13 protein-coding genes and 1 tRNA gene are annotated in these 17,254 nt (G+C 64.4%); 10 read left to right on the top strand and 4 right to left on the bottom strand.

Annotated elements, in window-relative coordinates:
- Positions 1–52 precede the first annotated feature (52 nt).
- Positions 53–580, bottom strand: a complete 528-nt coding sequence (locus AKL02_RS18495) for an SH3 domain-containing protein (protein ID WP_078542599.1) — start codon at positions 578–580, stop codon at positions 53–55.
- A gap of 168 nt (positions 581–748) precedes the next feature.
- On the opposite strand from AKL02_RS18495, the gene parC reads away from it, so the two are divergent.
- The gene (parC, locus tag AKL02_RS18490) at positions 749–2,977 is read left to right on the top strand and encodes a DNA topoisomerase IV subunit A (RefSeq protein ID WP_083077954.1); all 2,229 of its coding nucleotides are present in this window, start codon (positions 749–751) and stop codon (positions 2,975–2,977) included.
- Between the two features lie 132 nt (positions 2,978–3,109).
- Here the strand turns inward: parC and AKL02_RS18485 are convergent, their stop codons facing one another.
- A complete protein-coding gene (locus tag AKL02_RS18485; protein WP_083078092.1) occupies positions 3,110–4,483 on the bottom strand; it encodes a cytochrome P450 in 1,374 nt (457 codons plus the stop codon).
- Positions 4,484–4,650: 167 nt separating this feature from the next.
- On the opposite strand from AKL02_RS18485, the gene tuf reads away from it, so the two are divergent.
- The 4 genes from tuf (at position 4,651) to AKL02_RS18465 (ending at position 8,694) form a co-directional block, all read left to right on the top strand.
- A complete protein-coding gene (gene tuf, locus AKL02_RS18480) occupies positions 4,651–5,826 on the top strand; it encodes an elongation factor Tu (protein ID WP_078571262.1) in 1,176 nt (391 codons plus the stop codon).
- A 143-nt stretch (positions 5,827–5,969) separates the two neighbouring features.
- Positions 5,970–6,845: an alpha/beta fold hydrolase gene (locus AKL02_RS18475; RefSeq protein WP_108722450.1), complete on the top strand. Its 876-nt coding sequence runs from the start codon at positions 5,970–5,972 to the stop codon at positions 6,843–6,845.
- Between the two features lie 123 nt (positions 6,846–6,968).
- The gene (locus AKL02_RS18470; protein ID WP_083079867.1) at positions 6,969–7,637 is read left to right on the top strand and encodes a CatB-related O-acetyltransferase; all 669 of its coding nucleotides are present in this window, start codon (positions 6,969–6,971) and stop codon (positions 7,635–7,637) included.
- Between the two features lie 70 nt (positions 7,638–7,707).
- On the top strand, positions 7,708–8,694 hold the full coding sequence (locus AKL02_RS18465) for a zinc transporter ZntB (protein WP_083079869.1): 987 nt from the start codon (positions 7,708–7,710) through the stop codon (positions 8,692–8,694).
- Between the two features lie 10 nt (positions 8,695–8,704).
- Here AKL02_RS18465 and AKL02_RS18460 read toward each other — a convergent pair whose 3' ends face one another.
- Complete coding sequence (locus AKL02_RS18460; RefSeq protein ID WP_083079871.1) at positions 8,705–9,265, bottom strand: DJ-1/PfpI/YhbO family deglycase/protease; 561 nt, start codon at positions 9,263–9,265, stop codon at positions 8,705–8,707.
- Between the two features lie 162 nt (positions 9,266–9,427).
- Between AKL02_RS18460 and AKL02_RS18455 the strand changes: the two genes are divergently transcribed.
- The 3 genes from AKL02_RS18455 to AKL02_RS18445 all read left to right on the top strand — a co-directional run bounded on the left by AKL02_RS18455 (position 9,428) and on the right by AKL02_RS18445 (position 13,247).
- A tRNA-Trp gene (locus tag AKL02_RS18455) sits at positions 9,428–9,503 on the top strand.
- Between the two features lie 193 nt (positions 9,504–9,696).
- Complete coding sequence (locus AKL02_RS18450; protein WP_165757053.1) at positions 9,697–12,081, top strand: glycosyltransferase; 2,385 nt, start codon at positions 9,697–9,699, stop codon at positions 12,079–12,081.
- Entirely contained in the window at positions 12,078–13,247 is a 1,170-nt protein-coding gene (locus AKL02_RS18445; RefSeq protein WP_083079876.1) for a hypothetical protein, read from the top strand. The genes AKL02_RS18450 and AKL02_RS18445 overlap by 4 nt, the downstream gene beginning before the upstream one ends.
- Here AKL02_RS18445 and AKL02_RS18440 read toward each other — a convergent pair.
- Positions 13,213–14,010, bottom strand: coding sequence for an ABC transporter permease (locus AKL02_RS18440; protein WP_083079878.1), 798 nt, complete (start codon positions 14,008–14,010; stop codon positions 13,213–13,215). The genes AKL02_RS18445 and AKL02_RS18440 overlap by 35 nt on opposite strands.
- Before the next feature lie 75 nt (positions 14,011–14,085).
- On the opposite strand from AKL02_RS18440, the gene AKL02_RS18435 reads away from it, so the two are divergent.
- Both AKL02_RS18435 and AKL02_RS18430 read left to right on the top strand, forming a co-directional pair.
- Positions 14,086–15,315, top strand: a complete 1,230-nt coding sequence (locus AKL02_RS18435; protein WP_133052007.1) for a KpsE/RkpR family capsule polysaccharide export protein — start codon at positions 14,086–14,088, stop codon at positions 15,313–15,315.
- A gap of 5 nt (positions 15,316–15,320) precedes the next feature.
- Complete coding sequence (locus tag AKL02_RS18430) at positions 15,321–15,974, top strand: ABC transporter ATP-binding protein (protein ID WP_083079882.1); 654 nt, start codon at positions 15,321–15,323, stop codon at positions 15,972–15,974.
- Positions 15,975–17,254: the final 1,280 nt, after the last annotated feature.

Here is a 17,254-nt window from a genome sequence, read left to right as displayed (position 1 = left end):
TTTCGAGCCATTTGAAAAGGCAAGATTTTAGCGGCTGGCAGGCCGGTTTAGGTCAATTTGCCGGGCGCAGGTACTTCTTGGAGACCCAGCCTTCGGTGCCGTCGCCCTCGATCTTTACATTCGCCCAACCGCCGATTTCGGCCACGACGAGCACTTCGTCGTTCTTGCGGACGCGGTCGATCACGCTGTCGCTGGTGGACGGGCCGGAGCGCACGTTGAGCGCATTGGCAGACACGCTCCAGAGCGTGCCGCCCTCGACTTTCGGCGCCGAGGTGTCGCGATATTCCGGCGACGGTTTGAGCTCGGGGCCCGGCATCCGCGCGTTCGGCGTGACGCGGGTGATCAACGAGGCTTTCTCGATCTTCGGCGTGTTGGCTTGCGATGCGGCGGCAGCCTTCGCGACAATTTGAGGAGCTTCGCTGGCCGAAAGCTCTTGATTATCGCTCGCGGCGCGTGAGACCTGTACGGTGTCATTCGACGTGGCCGCAGAGGCCTGTTCGACGTTCCCGGGAACGTCGCGTCCGGCGATGGCCATAACGGCGTAAATACCCGCCAAAGTGGTCAGCAACAACTTGCCCATGATCAACCCCCTGATTCCGATTGGCAGCTGGGGAAGCGTGAAAATATTAACACGATTCTCTCTGCTCTAGGTCGGTGAAATTCCGCCGACGGGGGAAAAGTTCCATGGAAATTCCTATTCCTGCTTTTCCCGCTGGACCGGGATCGGGCGCGGCTTTAGTAAATCCGCATGAGCAGTGACGAAGAAAATCCCCTCTCCACCAGTTCCGAACCGCTGAGCCGCGCGATCGGCGAGCGCTATCTGACCTATGCGCTCTCGACGATTATGCACCGGGCGCTGCCCGATGCGCGCGACGGGTTGAAGCCGGTGCATCGGCGCATCCTCTTCGCGATGCGCGAGCTGAAGCTGTCGCCGACCGGCGGTTTCCGGAAATCCGCGAAAATCTCGGGCGACGTGATGGGGAACTACCACCCCCATGGCGATGCCGCGATTTACGATGCGATGGCGCGTCTCGCGCAGGATTTCGCGATGCGCTACAAGCTCGTCGATGGGCAGGGCAATTTCGGCAATATCGACGGCGATAACCCGGCAGCCTCGCGTTATACCGAGGCGCGTCTGGCCTCTCCGTCCGAGTCGCTTCTGCAAGGTCTTGCCGAGGATGCGGTCGATTTCCGTCCGAATTACGACGGCACGCTGACCGAGCCGGTCGTGTTGCCCGCCGCCTTCCCGAACCTGCTGGCCAATGGCGCAAGCGGCATCGCGGTCGGCATGGCGACGAACATCCCGCCTCACAATCTCGGCGAGCTGGTCGAGGCGCTTTTGGAGATGATCAAGCGTCCTGACATCACCGATGACGAGCTGGTCGAGCATATCCCCGGCCCCGATTTCCCGACCGGCGGCGTGCTGGTCGAGCCGCCCGAAAATATCCGCGACGCCTATCGCACCGGCCGCGGCGCGTTCCGCCTGCGGGCGCGTTGGGAGAAAGAGGAACTGGGCCGCGGTCAATGGCAGATCGTCGTCACCGAGATCCCCTATCAGGTACAGAAATCGAAGCTGATCGAGCGTCTGGCCGAGGTCATTCAGACCCGCAAGGTGCCCGCGCTGGCCGATGTGCGCGACGAGAGCGCCGACGATATCCGCATCGTGCTGGAGCCGAAATCGCGCACCGTCGAGCCCGAGATGCTCATGGGGATGCTGTTCAAGAACTCCGATCTGGAGGTCCGGTTCTCGCTCAACATGAACGTGCTGATCGACGGGCGGGTGCCGAAGGTCTGCTCGCTCAAGGAGGTGCTGCGTGCCTTCCTCGATCACCGGCGCGAGGTGCTGCTGCGCCGCTCGCAGCACCGGATGGACAAGATCGACGCGCGTCTCGAAGTGCTCGAAGGCTATATCATCGCCTTCCTGAACCTCGACCGGGTGATTGAGATCATCCGCTACGAGGACGAGCCCAAGGCGATGCTGATGGCCGAGTTCGAGCTGTCCGACGTGCAGGCCGAAGCGATCCTCAACATGCGCCTGCGCAGTCTGCGCAAGCTCGAGGAAATGGAGCTCAAGCGCGAGCGTGATGCGCTGATCGAAGAGCGCTCGGGGCTCGAAGACCTGCTCGCCTCCGAAAAGCTGCAATGGAAGACGATCGGCGGTGAGCTGAAGGACATCGACAAGAAATTCGGCCGCAATGCCGAAGGCGGCGCGCGGCGCACCGGCTTCGCCGAGGCCGGCGAGGTCGAGGAAGTGCCGATCGAGGCGATGATCGAGCGCGAACCGATCACCGTTATCCTGTCGAAGATGGGTTGGATCCGGGCGATGAAGGGCCATAACGCGCTCGATGCCGAGGTGAAGTTCAAGGATGGCGACGGGCCGATGTTCGCCATGCATGCCGAGACCACGGACCGGATCGTCGCTATGGGCTCGAACGGTCGTGCTTATACCGTGCTGGGCGCGAACCTGCCCGGCGGGCGCGGCATGGGCGAGCCGCTGCGGCTGATGGTCGACCTGCCCAACGAGGCGGAGGTGACCCATCTGCTGCTACCGAAAGCGGGCGAGAAATACCTGCTGGCCTCCTCGGATGGCGACGGGTTCATCTGCCCGGGCGAGGAACTCGTGGCGCAGACCAAATCGGGCAAGCAGGTTCTGAACATGAAGGGCGCGGCGAAAACCACCGTCTGCTCGAAGATCGATGGCGATACGGTCGCCTGCGTCGGGCAGAACCGCAAGCTGCTGGTCTTCTCGCTGGAGGAGCTGCCCGAGATGGCGCGCGGCAAGGGCGTCCGGCTGCAGAAATACAAGGACGGGGGCCTGAGCGACGCGAAGACCTTTACCTTGGCCGATGGTCTGAGCTGGAAGGACCCGGCGGGCCGCACCCGGACCGAGACCGACCTCGCCGAATGGACCGGCAAGCGGGCCTCGGCGGGCCGTATGGCGCCGCGCGGCTTCCCGCGGGATAACAGGTTCACCTGAGGCTTTGCCTGAGGGATCGTCCGGGCAGGCCCGGGCGATCCGGCAGGGGGCGCTGCCCCCTCTTGCCCTGTCGGGCAATTCACCCCCGGGATATTTTTGCCAAGGCGAAGGGCGCGTGTTTGCGCGCGCCCGTCACGCGCGCTCCGCTGTCAGCCAGATGCCGCCCTTGGGGCGTGTCGTCAGGATCATCTCCGGCACAGGCTCGCGTCCCGGCACGGCGGTGAAGCGGAACCGGGCGAGGAGCGTGGCGAGGATGATCTGTGCCTCCTGCATCGCGAAGCCCGCGCCGATGCAGATCCGTGGCCCGGCCCCGAAGGGCAGGAAGGCGAAGCGGTCATGCGTCGGATTGGCGAAACGGTCCGGGCGGAAGGCATGCGGGTCGTCCCACAGCGCGTGGTGGCGGTGGAGCGCGTAGATCGGCAGCATCACCGTGTCGCCCGCGCGCACCTCGCGCCCCAGAAGCGTTTCGGGTTTGCGCGCCGTGCGCGACAGGAAGCCCGCAGGCGGGTAGAGGCGCAGGCTCTCGTTCACGATCTGCGCGATGAGGGGCATGCGGGGGAGGTCGTCGACGGTCGCCGCGCGCGCGCCGAGCGCGGCCTGCGCCTCGCTGCGGGCGGCCTGCTGCACCTCGGGGTCGAAAGCGCAGAGGTAGAGCGCCCAGGCGAGCGTCAGAGCGGTCGTCTCGTGGCCTGCGACGATGAAGGTCAGCAGGTTGTCGCGCAGCTCGGCAGGGCTCATCTCGCGGCCGGTTTCGGGGTCCTGCGCGCCGTCGAGCAGGTCCAGAAGGTCGGGCACCGCTTTCGCCTCGCCCGCGCGCCGGGCCTCGATCGCGCGGTCGGCATGGCGCTTGAGGTCGCGCACGACGCCCGAGGAGATCACCCGATGCGGGCGCGGCACCCAGGCGGGCAGGGCGAAGAGGTCGAGAAGCGAGACCTTCGCCGTCTGCGCGATATAGGCGTCGATCGCCCGATGGATCGCGGCGCGGTCGAAACCCTCGTCGCCGGAGAAGGTCACGTCCGAGATCACCTCGAAGGTCGCGGCCACCATTTCCTGATGCAGGTCCACCGCGCGGCCGGTATCGGCGGCGGTGCTGATGCGTGCGGCAGAGGCCTCCGCTGCGGCGCCCATGACGGGGGCGAGCGCCTCCATGTTGCGCGCGGCGAAGACCGGAGAGGCGGCGCGGCGCTGCCAGCGCCATTCGGCCCCTTCTGCGACGAACAGCCCTTCCCCTACGGCAGGGCCGAGAATGAGTTTGGTCACCACCGATTTCGGATAATCCTCGACGCGTGTCTTGAGGATGTGGCGCAGGCTGTCGGGGTCCATCACCATATGCCAGCGCGCCCCGGTATTGCCCGAGATGATCGGTGCATGGGTCGCCAGTTCCGGTATGATTTCCAACAGGTTGCGCCGCGCGGCGCGGAAGCTCGCGAAGATGCCCAGCGGATGCTCGGCAAGGGGCGCGCGGGCCGGAAGGCGGTGGGTGTCGTCTGTCGCAGCGTAATCCATGAAGAGATGGTAGTGCGGTGCCGGTCGCTGCCCAAGCGAAACCGCGAACACAGACAGGGGAAACCCTGCATTCCGGGCTTGATTTTTCCCCGCCAGCGCAATAGGTAGCGCGCGATATTGACTCGGGCTCGCTGCTAGCGGCCCCCTAACCAGAGGCGCCCCGCGAGATGGCAAAGGAAAAGTTTGAACGTAACAAACCGCACGTCAACATCGGCACGATTGGCCACGTTGACCACGGCAAGACGACGCTGACGGCTGCGATCACGAAGTATTTCGGTGATTTCCGCGCGTATGACCAGATCGACGGCGCGCCGGAAGAGAAGGCCCGCGGGATCACGATCTCGACCGCGCACGTGGAGTACGAGACCGAGTCGCGTCACTACGCGCACGTCGACTGCCCCGGCCACGCCGACTACGTGAAGAACATGATCACGGGTGCAGCGCAGATGGACGGCGCGATCCTGGTTGTGAACGCAGCTGACGGCCCGATGCCGCAGACCCGCGAGCACATTCTGCTCGGCCGTCAGGTCGGCATCCCGGCGATGGTCGTGTACCTCAACAAGGTTGACCAGGTCGACGACGAGGAGCTGCTCGAGCTCGTGGAAATGGAAGTTCGCGAACTTCTGTCGTCCTACGACTTCCCCGGCGACGATATCCCGATCATCAAGGGTTCGGCTCTGGCCGCGATGGAAGGCCGTGATCCGGAAATCGGCGAGAACTCGATCCGCGCGCTGATGGAAGCTGTCGACAGCTATATCCCGACGCCGGAGCGCGCCGTGGACCAGCCCTTCCTGATGCCGATCGAAGACGTGTTCTCGATCTCGGGCCGTGGTACGGTTGTGACCGGCCGCGTCGAGCGTGGCGTGATCAACGTCGGCGACGAACTGGAAATCGTGGGTATCCGCGACACCTCGAAGACGACCTGCACGGGCGTCGAGATGTTCCGCAAGCTGCTGGACCGTGGTGAAGCTGGCGACAACATCGGCGCGCTGCTGCGCGGTGTGGACCGTGACGGCGTTGAGCGTGGTCAGGTTCTGTGTAAGCCGGGTTCGGTGAAGCCGCACACCAAGTTCGAGGCAGAAGCCTACATCCTCACCAAAGAGGAAGGTGGCCGTCACACCCCGTTCTTCGCGAACTACCGTCCGCAGTTCTACTTCCGCACGACGGACGTGACCGGCACCGTGACGCTGCCCGAGGGCACCGAGATGGTGATGCCGGGCGACAACCTGAAGTTCGAAGTCGAACTGATCGCCCCGATCGCGATGGAAGACGGTCTGCGCTTCGCAATCCGCGAAGGCGGCCGCACCGTCGGCGCCGGCGTCGTCTCCAAAATCATCGCGTGATCCTCGGATCATAGCGATTTGCGAAGGGCCGCCCGGTTGGGCGGCCCTTTTGCTTTGCGTGAAGGGCCTGTGCGGGTGGTCGTAATCGCGGGCGTGTCGCGCTAGGTCTTCTGCAGGGCGGACCATGGGGGAGGATGCGGGACATGGCAGAGGCAACTGCGGCACGCGAGTGCCATTGGGATGTGGACGGGCTGCGGATCTCTGGGCGGGCCTGGGGGCCCGAGGACGGTCTTCCGGTCTTGGCACTGCATGGCTGGATGGATCATGCGGACAGCTTTGCCGCGCTCGCGCCGCGGCTCGAGGGTTGCCACGTCGTCGCGCTCGATCTGAGCGGGCAGGGCCTGAGCGGGCATCGCGCGGCCCATGCGAGCTACAATATCTGGGACGACCTGCCGCAGATCCAGCGGGTGCTCGACGCTCTGGGCTGGGAGGACTGCGTGCTGCTGGGCCATTCGCGCGGCGCCAATATCTCGGCGCTGCTGGCGGCGGCGATGCCGGAGCGGGTGCGCGGGGTCATCGCGCTCGATTCGCTGGTCCCCGAGCCGGTGGCGCAGGATTTCGTCACAACCCTGCGCGCCTATCTGACCGAGGTGCCAACGCAGGCGGCGCGGCCCGCGCGCAGTTTCCCGACGCGTGAGGACTATATCGCGCGCCGCGCGGGGCAGGGCAATGCGCGCGCGGTGGCCGAGGCGCTGGCGGAGCGTGCGCTGGAAGAAGGTCCGGAGGGCTGGCATCTGCGCGGCGACCGGCGGCTGTTCGCGAGCTCGGCGGTGAAGCTCGACCGCGACGATGTGGAGGCGGTGCTGCGGGCGATCCGGGCGCCGGTCCTTAACATCTGGGCCGGGGACGGGATCCGGGCGCAGCGCGAGGGCACGGCGGAGCTGGCGCAGTGGGGGGGCGAGCTCATCGCCGATTACGAGAGCAACGAGATCGCGGGCGACCACCATTTCCACCTCGACCCGGAGGCGGCGGAGCAGATCGCGGAGGCGGTGAAGGGCTGGCTTGCGCGCAAGCTGTAAGCGGGCGGCTGGCGCGGCCCCGTCGCTTGCGCTAGACTGATGAAGCGCATGATGGAGGCTCCGATGGACAAGACCCTTTTCTGATCCCGTTTCCCTGAAACTCTGATCGAGAGAGGTCTCTCCATGTCTGCCCATCCGCTGCCGCGGCGCTTTCCTGCGCCCGATACCCGCAATCCTGTCCTGCTGCCCGATGGCACCCCGCATGAACCGACTGTGTTTCTGCAGGCGGTGATCGATCATCTCAATATCGAGGTCGGTCGCTATGCCTATTACAGCCCGCTTGCCCCCGTGACGGACGCGGCGGCGGAGCTGGCGCCTTACCTTTATCCCGGCTGCCCCGAGCGGCTGGTGATCGGGGCTTTCGCGCAGATCGCGCATGGAGTGCGCTTCATCACCGCGTCGGCCAATCACCCGATGGGCGGGATCACCACCTATCCGTTTCGGATTTTCGACATGGAGACGGCCGGGAAATATCTCGAGGAGAATGCCGCGATCGGCAACACCGTGATCGGGCCGGATGTCTGGCTCGGCTTCAATGCGATGGTGATGCCCGGTGTGCGCATCGGGGCGGGGGCGATCGTGGCGGCTGGCTCGGTTGTCGCGCAGGATGTGCCGCCCTTTGCCATCGTCGCGGGCAATCCGGCGCGCGTGGTGCGGTCCCGGTTCAACCCCGATGAGATTGCACGATTGCTCGATCTGGCGTGGTGGGACTGGCCGGTCGAAGCGATCCAGAGGGCGCTTCCGGCGCTGGAAGCGGGTGATGTCGCGGCGCTGGCCGAACACGCGCCTTGAGCGAGAGGCTTGCCGCTGCGCGCAACGACGCTAGGCTCTGGGCAACGCGACGAACTCTCCCGGAGCCCGGATGACCAACAGCCCGATCCTCTTCTCGCATATCCTGTCGGGGGCGCCCGATCCCGACGGGCCTGCCGATATCGTCGAGGCGTTGCGGGACGAGCGGCTCGCTTGGGCGCATCTGGACGGGACGCATCCGCAGGCGCAGCGCTGGATTCGCGAAGAGCTGGATTACCTCGACCCGCAGGCGGTGGAGGCCTTGCTCGACGTCGACACGCGCCCGCGTATGAGCCAGATCGGCGAAGGACTTCTGGTGATCCTGCGCGCGATCAACTTCAACGAGGGCGAAGACCCCGAAGATATGGTCTCGCTGCGGATGTATCTCGACCGGCAGCGCATCCTGACGATTTCGCGCAAGCGGGTGCGCGCGATCGAAGGGATGAATGCGGCGATCCGCGACGGCAAAGGGCCCAGCGATGCGGGAACCTTCCTCGTGCGACTGACCGAGGATATCGTCGGCAATATCGGGGTGTTCCAGACCGAGTTGGACGAGCGCGCCGAGGCGCTGGAAGATCAGGTCTATGGCGGGCAGGCCGATCACATGCGCCACGACGTTCTGGATTTGCGGCTGCAGGTGATCGCGGCGCGGCGGTACCTCGCGCCGCAACGCGAGGCGTTGATCCGTCTGACACAGGCGGAGAGCCCGATCATCGACGAGGTCACGCGGCGCGAGATCGAGGAAGAAGCGCTGAAGATGACGCGGATTTCGGAAGATATGGACGAGCTGCGCGATCAGGCGCAGGTGCTTCGCGAAGAACTGTCGAGCCAACTCTCGGACCGGGTCAACCGCAACACCTTCGTGCTGTCGGTCGTCTCCACGATCTTCCTGCCGCTCGGGTTTCTCACCGGTCTGTTCGGGGTCAATCTCGGCGGGATGCCGGGGCTGAACTCCCACAATGCGTTTAATTATTTGGTAATTGTCTGCGTGGTGATCGTCGCCGCGCAGTTGATGGTCATGGGCCTCCTGCGCCTCTATTCGAAGCGCAGGAAGCGATAGTCTCTCGAGATCAGGCGGCCTCGCGCATGTGGCGGCCTTCCTGAATCTCTTCGATGATCTTGGCGACGAAATCGTCCAGATCGTTCGGGTTGCGCGACGTGACGACGCCATTGTCGGACACCACGGATTCGTTCACCCAGTCGCCGCCGGCGTTTTCGACATCGGTGCGCACCGAATGATACGAGGTCATCTTGCGCCCTTTGGCGATGCCGGTCTCGATCAGGAGCCACGGCGCGTGGCAGATCGCGGCGACCACCTTGCCTTGGTCGTAGAAGCTGCGCAGCAAGTCCAGTGCGCTTTTCTCGACACGAAGAAGGTCTGGATTGATCTGACCGCCGGGGAGAACGATCGCATCGTAGTTGGAGGCGACGACGTCGGAGATCTTGCATTGGACCGAAACGGTCTCGCCCCAGTCGGTCTCGTCCCAGCCGCGAATGTCTTCACCATCGAGAGAGGCGAGGTCAATTTGCGCGCCAGCGTCGGTCAGCTTCTCGCGCGGAACGGTCAACTCGGCTTGCTCGAAACCGTTGGTGGCCATGATCAGAATACGGGCTTCGGTAATCTTGGGCATTTGCTTTCCTTTCCTAAGGCGCAGCTTGCGCAGGTTCGGAAGAAAAACGATCTGCCCCCGGCATGCGTTCCACGGCGATTTCTTCGGCGGGGAAATGCGAAAGATCGGTGGAAAGGCACTTGATTTCGGTCGCGTGAGACTTTAGCACCCACGCCACGGCCTAGGGGTATAGCTCAGTTGGTAGAGCATCGGTCTCCAAAACCGAGGGTCGCGGGTTCGAGTCCCTCTGCCCCTGCCAGCCGTTTCCTGAAAATTTACGTTCGTTCGCGTAACGTTCCCGAAGTGGCGTCCTCTGACGCCGGTTTTGGGCGCTGTCGCGAGGAACCGTCGTGCTTGGCAGAATTTTCCGGGTCTTTCAGCGATATGTGGATGCGAATCTCCGGATTTCGCGGAGGGTGCCGGATCTGGGGCCGCGCGCGGCGGCCCGGCGGGTGCAAGTCACGCGCTACGATTTCCGAGGCAACCGCCTTCGTCTCGAAGGCCGAATCGATGCGCGCGAGGTGATTTTACGCCTGGGGGGCGTGGCGCAGCGCTGCGCGCTCGAGGCCGATCCTTCCGGGTCGGCGAAGTTCGCCTTTGACGTGCCTTTCTGGCCCGACAAGGTGGAACTGGCCATTCCCGATACGGATGCCGATGGGCAGGGTGAGGAAAGCTGGGTTTTGCCGCCGATCGGCAGGGTTCGCCTCGCATGGGGGAAGCTGCGCCTCGCCCCGGTGTTCCTGTGGCGAATCGCCCGGCATGCTCGCGATATCTGGCGCTGGCGAAACCACGACGACGGTGCCGCGGGGATTCGCGTGAAATCCGCGCTCGGTTTCGTGGGGCTGTCGCGGGGCGTGACCCTGCCGTCCGACCTTCTCCGCGGCTCGTCGCCGACTGAGCCGCCCACGTTCCCCGGGATCGTGATCGTGTTGCCGGTGTTCAACGCGCGGGCGCTGCTGCGCGAGGCGCTCGCCCGCGTCGTGCAGCACACCGATCTCGACTGGCATCTGATCGTGATCGAGGATCGCTCGACCGATCCCGAGATGCGGCCTTTTCTACGCAATTGGTGTGACGGTCGGGCGAACGTGACGCTTCTGGAAAATGGCACAAATCTCGGCTTTGTCGCGTCGGTCAATCGCGGGTTTGAGGTGGCGCTCAGGTGCTTTCCCGATCGCCCCGTAGTATTACTGAATTCCGATGCCCTCGTGCCTGCAGGCTGGGCGTCGCGGCTTGTTGCTCCGCTTTCCGATCCGCAGGTCGCAAGCGTTACGCCAATGTCGAATGACGCGCAGATATTGTCCGTGCCGACAGCCGGAGCGCGGAGCGATCTGCCGCCCGGTGCCGTCGATCAGATCGACGCCGTCGCCGCGCGCATGAACCCGGTGCAGGCGCGCGCCGAACTGCCGACAGGGATCGGCTTTTGTATGGCGCTCGCACCGCGCTTTCTTGCAAAGTTCCCGCAGTTCGATCCCGTGTTCGGGCGTGGCTACGGCGAAGAGACAGATTGGTGTCAGAAGGTAGGGCGGCTCGGGGGGCGGCATATCGGGATCGGCTCGCTCTTCGTTGAGCATCGCGGTAGCGCCTCCTTCGGTGCGGCGACGCGGCGAAAGCTTCTGGATGCCAATCAGGCGAAGATCGAGAGGCGCTATCCAGGCTATCCGCGCGCCGTTGATCGTTTTCTCGCCAGTGATCCGCTCGCGGCCCCGCGTTTCGCGCTCGCCCTAGCCCGAGCGGGTGCGCTGCAAGGCGAGCCGATCAAGTTATGGCTCGGACATTCCCTCGGGGGTGGGGCGGAAATGTGGCTGCGCAAAGAAATCGCCTCGGAGCTTCGCGCCGGGCGGCGAGGCGTCGTCCTTCGCGTCGGTGGTGCCGTGCGCTGGTCGATAGAGCTTCACGACCCGTTCGGTCTAAGCACGATCGAGACAATGGATCGTGCGGTGGTGCTATCCCTGCTGAAGCTTCTGCCGGATCGCCAAGTCATCTATTCCTGCGGCGTCGGACATCCGGACCCACTTGAGATTCCTGCGTTGCTGACGGACCTATCCGCGGGGCAGCGGCTCGATATCCTGTTTCACGACTACTTGCCCCTGAGCGAGGCCTACACGCTCCTGCGTGCGCCAAACAGCTTGCGCGAGATCCCCGAATACAACGGCCCTCGGCCTATGTCGCGAAAGCCGTCTCAGCGCTCTTCAACCGACGATCTGTCGGACTGGGAAAGCGCGTGGGGCGCGGCACTGACCAGCGCAACGCGATTGCAAGTATTCTCCCGCAGCTCCGCAGAGATTGTGGCCTCGGCCCGCCCCGACGTTGCGCAGAAGCTCGACTGCAAACCGCATCATGTGGTCCGGCCTGCAGTTCTCATCCGTCCGCCTACGGGGCCCCACGCAGGCGCCCGCGCCGCGGGCTCTGTTCTTGGCGTGCTTGGCCACATCGGCGTCCACAAAGGCGCCGCGGTTGTCGAGGCCTTAGGTGGGACCTTCGCTGCGGACGGTCGCGCGCGGCTGGTCCTGTTGGGAAGTCTCGATCCGCGGTTTCATTTGAGCGCGCCGAACCACGTCCACGGCCCGTTTGAGCCCACAGATTTGCAGATGCTGATCGCACGGTACGGAATTGAGCGATGGCTGATCCCATCGCTCTGGCCGGAGACCTTTTCCTTTACCACGCATGAGGCGCTCGCCACCGGCCTGCCAGTGTACTGTTTCGACCTCGGCGCTCAAGCTGAAGCGGTCAGAGCTGCAGGCGCACAGGGGGATGTCTTGCCGGGGCCACGGTGGCCATCGGATATAGACATCGATCGTCTCCTCGGGGCGCCCGCTATGCAGAGGTGGGTGGCATGACGTTCGAAGACAGTCATGCGATCTTCCATATAGGCGCCCCGAAATGCGGCAGTTCGGCCCTTCAAGCAGCATGGAGCGCGGAACCGGACCGACCATCGCGCACCGGTTTGCGTGTGCGCTATATCGGCGCGGTGCGGGTGGGCGGCAAACTCATGCCGTTGCGTGGGAGGGCCGTGCGCCGCGCCGCAGCGCTATCTCTCTATGGCTATGTCTCGATGCCCGATCCCGGCCGCGAGGTCGCGGTGAAATCTTTCGGCGATTTCGTTTTTCGCGAGATCGCACGCGCGCGGCGGCGCGGCTACATCCCGTTCTTCTCGAATGAGGGCTGGATTCGTCGGCCCGATTTCTTCACGCGGTTACTTTCTGACCTCGGCCATCCGCCCGTGACCGTGCTGGCCTTTCTGCGTCCGCCCCTAACGTGGATGAACGCGGCGTTCTGGCAATGGGGTGTCTGGAGCCGGCCCCGCTTCGACGATTGGCTTTCGTCCCGCCGTGTCCCGTTCAGCTTTGGCGGAGATCTCGCAGCCTGGGCGCGCATTCCCAACGTAGGATTGCAGGTCGCGCCGGCAAAGCAGGATGTGGTCACCTTCGCCGACGCTTTGCTGGGAACGCCGGGCAACGCAATCGGACCGTGCCACAGCACGGGCAGCGCAGCACAGTTTGGTTTTCTGCTGCGCAATCGCCGTTTTCGGCCGGATAGCCATCGCGCAGAGATCGAGTTCGTATTGCAACGGCACATGGTGGAGGGCCCCACGCTGCGTCGCGCATGGGCGATCGCGCCACATCACGTCGAGACACTGCAGCGGCTTGCGCAGAGCCATCGTCGAGAGCTCGAGCGCGTCTTACCCGCCGTTCAAGCGGAGGAAATATTCGACGACCCACTCTGGACGGCGCCATATCCGTATCATCCTGAAATCGAGCGCGGCCCGGCGCCGCTCGATGATCTCGGTGAATTGCGCGCGTTTGCGGGATGGCTTCTTTCAAAACCGTTGTCCGAGGGTGCCGAGCTCGGTGCACTCGACGCGTTTATAGCGGAGCGGCTCGATGTCCTTCTGCGCGCGGACCGTTCCCTTCGGTGGCGGACCGCGCTCCTTGGAGCGCCGCGAGATCAAACGCCGCGGCCCAGATCGTTCACCTTGCGAGGAGAACCCGGTAGCTCCTCCTGAGGGCTAAAAGGCCAAGGGCCAGGGCCACGAGTGACACGCCGATGACGTAGAACGCAGAGAGATAGTCGGGCTGATAGGTCGGGAAAAAGCTGCGCCGCAGATAGCCGATCACATGGACCAGCGGGTTGAACCAAAGGGTATCCACGGCCCAGCGCGGCAATTGGTCGGTGAGAAAAAAGACTCCGGAAATCAGGAACATCGGTCTCATCAGGATCGACCATATCTGCTGCCAGACCGGCGCGCGCAGAAAGAGGTAGCAGTTCAGGGTGCCGATTCCGAACGACAGCAGTACGGCGAGACCTGCTGCTTCGAAGATACGCAGCGGATCCGGGCTCGCGCGGGTGTCGAACATCAGGAGGCATCCGTGAAGGACGAGGTAGGAAACGACAAGTTTCGTCAGCGCATTCAGGGCGAGCCGTGCGATGAGCGCGTCGACAAAGCTCACAGTCGGATAAGCGAGGAGCGCGCGCGAGTAGGTGAGGGCGTTGGCGACCTTCGACTGAACGTCTGAAAACAACATGAAAGGCAGTAACCCCGTCGCGTAGAACAGGGCGAAACTGGCCCCGAGCGGCGGGGCGTGGAAGGTCAGCGAAAAGAACAGCGTCAACAGGGCGACGCCGCCGATCGGCTCGAGCAACGCCCAAAGATAGCCCCCCGGGGAGCGACCGTAGCTTGCCGACATCTCGCGCAGAATGAGCGCGCCGATGGCACGAAGCGCCGGAAAGGACCGGGCCGGGATGCGCGCCGCGCGGGAGGAGAACATTTCGAGCCTCGTTTACCGGTTTTCAATTCGGATCGTGTTCACTGGACCCTGACGCGACCGATAGTGGAGCCAATTGTGAAACACGCGGTTAACGAGCCTGCGCAGGCGACGCCCGTCCTCGCAAAGGGGGCTGGGTTGCGCGAAGTGCCTTTACCGCTCCGGCCGGTGCCGAGCGCATACGCGACCCCCGCACGCAAGGCGCGCTGGCGGCGGCGGCACCAGACTGTGGCGTTAAGCTTCCTGACGCTGGTGATCGCGCCGGTTCTGGTGGCGGCCTATTATCTTTATGCGCAGGCGGCGGATCAGTTCGTTTCACGCGTCGGCTTCACGGTGCAGCGGGAGGAAATGGCGCCGGCGCTCGATCTTTTCGGCGGTCTGTCCAGTCTGTCGGGCGCGTCTTCGAGCGACACCGACATTCTCTATGAATTCATTCAAAGCCCGAGCCTTGTTGCGCAGATCGACGATGCGCTCGATCTGAGGGCCATCTGGTCGCGCGACCGTTCCGATCCGGTGTTCGGGCTTCCTGGCGACGCCACTCTGGAGGAGCTTGTCGCCTATTGGAATCGCATGGTTCATGTGCGGCACGGGGCGGGCGCGGGGCTGCTCGACATCGAGGTGCGCGCTTTCGATCCCGGTGCGGCACAGCGGATCGCGCAGACCTTGATGGCACAAAGCTCTGCGATGATTAACCGGCTCAGCAACGCGGCGCGCGAGGATGCGATTCGCCATGCGCGCGGAGAGTTGCGGCGCGCCGAGGCGCGTCTGACGACGGCGCGCACGGCGCTCACCACTTTCCGCAATCGCCACCAACTGATCAGTCCGGAGATGGATTTGCAGAGTCAGGCGGGCGTGCTGGGGTCGTTGCTCGAACAGCAGGCGCAGGTGATGATCGAGAGTGATCTGCTGCGCGGCACGGTGCGCAGCGGGACGGACCCGCGGTTGAAGCAGGCGGAGCGGAGGCTTGCGGTGATCGAGGACAGAATCGGGGCGGAGCGACGCAAGCTCGGGATCGATGGCGGCTCCCAGGAAGAGGCTTTCGCGAGCATCGTCGGCGAATACGAGCGGCTTATGGCGGAGCGCGAATTCGCAGAGCGTGCGTATGCGGCGACGCGCGCAAGCTATGACGCGGCTCAGGCCGAGGCGCGCCGGAAAAGCCGGTTTCTTGCAACATTCATGGCGCCGACCCTTGCCGAAAGTGCCGAATATCCACGGCGGGAGACGCTTCTGGCGCTGATCGCGGGTAGCCTCGTTTTGCTTTGGGCGATTGGCATCCTGGTGGGCTACGCGATCCGGGACCGTCGGTAACGGCGATGATCCGGCTGCAAAACCTCAGCAAGAGTTTCCGCGTCCCCGGTGGCGAGAAGGTCGTGGCGCGCGATATTTGCGCGAGCTTTCCAAGCGGCCGATCCGTCGCCTTGCTAGGGCGAAACGGGGCCGGAAAGTCGACGCTGCTGCAGATGATCGCAGGCACCGCGCGGCCCGATCGGGGACGGGTGATCACGCGGGGCAGCGTGTCGTTCCCGGTGGGCTTCGCAGGGTCGTTTCACAATGATCTGACGGGCGCGCAGAATTGCCGCTTCATCGCGCGGATCTACGGGGTGGACACCGATGAGATGGTGGCTTTCGTAGAGGCGACCGCCGAGCTTGGGGCGCATTTCCGGATGCCGCTGCGCAGCTATTCTTCCGGGATGCGCGCGCGATTGGCGTTTGCGGCGTCGATGGCGATCAGCTTCGACACCTATCTCGTCGACGAGATTACGGCGGTCGGCGATGCCGCGTTTCGCGAGAAGAGCGCAGCCCTGTTTCGCGACCGGCTGAAAGATGCCGGGGCGGTTGTGGTCAGCCACTCGATGAACCAGTTGCGCGAGATTTGCGATTGCGGCGCGGTGCTGGAGCGTGGGCGGCTTGAGTTTTTCGACGATCTCAACGCCGCGATTGCCTGCCACGCACGCAACATGCTTTGAGTTGGGCGCTGTGAGCCGTCGCATTCTATTAAAATATTGAGAGAAAACCCTTTTTAGGCCGCTTTTCCTCCGCGCTCCGTGCCCAGCCGCGCCTCACAGTCGAGACAGTGTGAACATGGAAAGCGGAGGTGACTATGCCTCAATTGACGCCGGTCGCGACTGTTACGAATGGCGCGGAAAACTTCCTGACGTCGATCACCGACCTGCTTCTCGTGCAGGGCGAGACGGGGCCGACGCTCTATTCGATTTCGAATGCGCCGGGCGGTATCTCGCAGATTCCGCTGACTGCGCGGCTGAATTCGAGCGATCTGGCTTATCTGAGCGAGAGTGCGGGGCTGGATGCAGCCGGGACGCTGACCGAGATTTCGATCGACGGCAGCCCCGCCTTGATGGTGACGGGTTCGGCGTCGGGCGCGTTTCAGGCGGTCTGGCTGAACCAGAATGACGGCGGAGTCAGCGATGTGTTCACGCTGCCGGGGGCGGTCGCGCCCGGTGCGGTGCTTGCGATCGCGCCGCTGCAACCGGGCGCGCAGAGCTTTTTCGTCGGGGCCCTGTCGCATGGCAGCGGGCTGCATGTCTGGCAGATGGGGGCCGGAGGCCGGATCACCGAGATCGCGCAGGGCATCGCGGGCGAGGTCTGGTCAGAGAATGACGTCCATGCGCTCGACACGGTCGAGATCGCGGGTGCGCAATATGTCGTCGCGGCTTCGGTGACGGATAATTCGCTGACCACGCTCGCGCTCGATACGCAGGGACAGCTGCAAATCGCCAGTCAGATCGATGCGCGCGACGGCCTCTTCATCAACGCACCGAATTCGATCGAGACGATCCAGCTGGGCGGACAGGCCTACGCGCTTCTGGGGGCCGCGGGCACAAGCTCGATCTCCGTCGTGGCGCTTGGTCCGGGCGGGCGGATGGAGGTCACCGATCAGATCAATGACGATCTGGGCACGCGGTTCGACGGCGTGACGACGCTCGAAACCGTGACGATGGGCGATCAGGTCTATGTGCTGGCCGGAGGCGCCGATGACGGGGTCAGCCTGCTTACGCTGCTGCCCGGCGGCAAACTGGTCCAGATCGGGACGCTGGCGGACGGGCTAGAGACCGCGCTGTCCGATCCGGCTGCGGCGGCGATGATCGCCGATGCGACCGGGCTCGATATTTTCGTGGCGGGCGACGTGCCCGCGAGCGTGAGCGATCAGGGGATGGGGATTAGCCATATCAAGGTGGAGTTGGGCCCCGCCGGTCTGGCGCTGAAGCTTGGCGATGGCGGCGAAACC

This window comes from Thioclava electrotropha, from assembly GCF_002085925.2.
GTDB classification, from domain to species: domain Bacteria; phylum Pseudomonadota; class Alphaproteobacteria; order Rhodobacterales; family Rhodobacteraceae; genus Thioclava; species Thioclava electrotropha.
The sequence above is the reverse complement of the archived record's forward strand: the minus strand, read 5'-3'. Positions and strand labels throughout refer to the sequence as shown.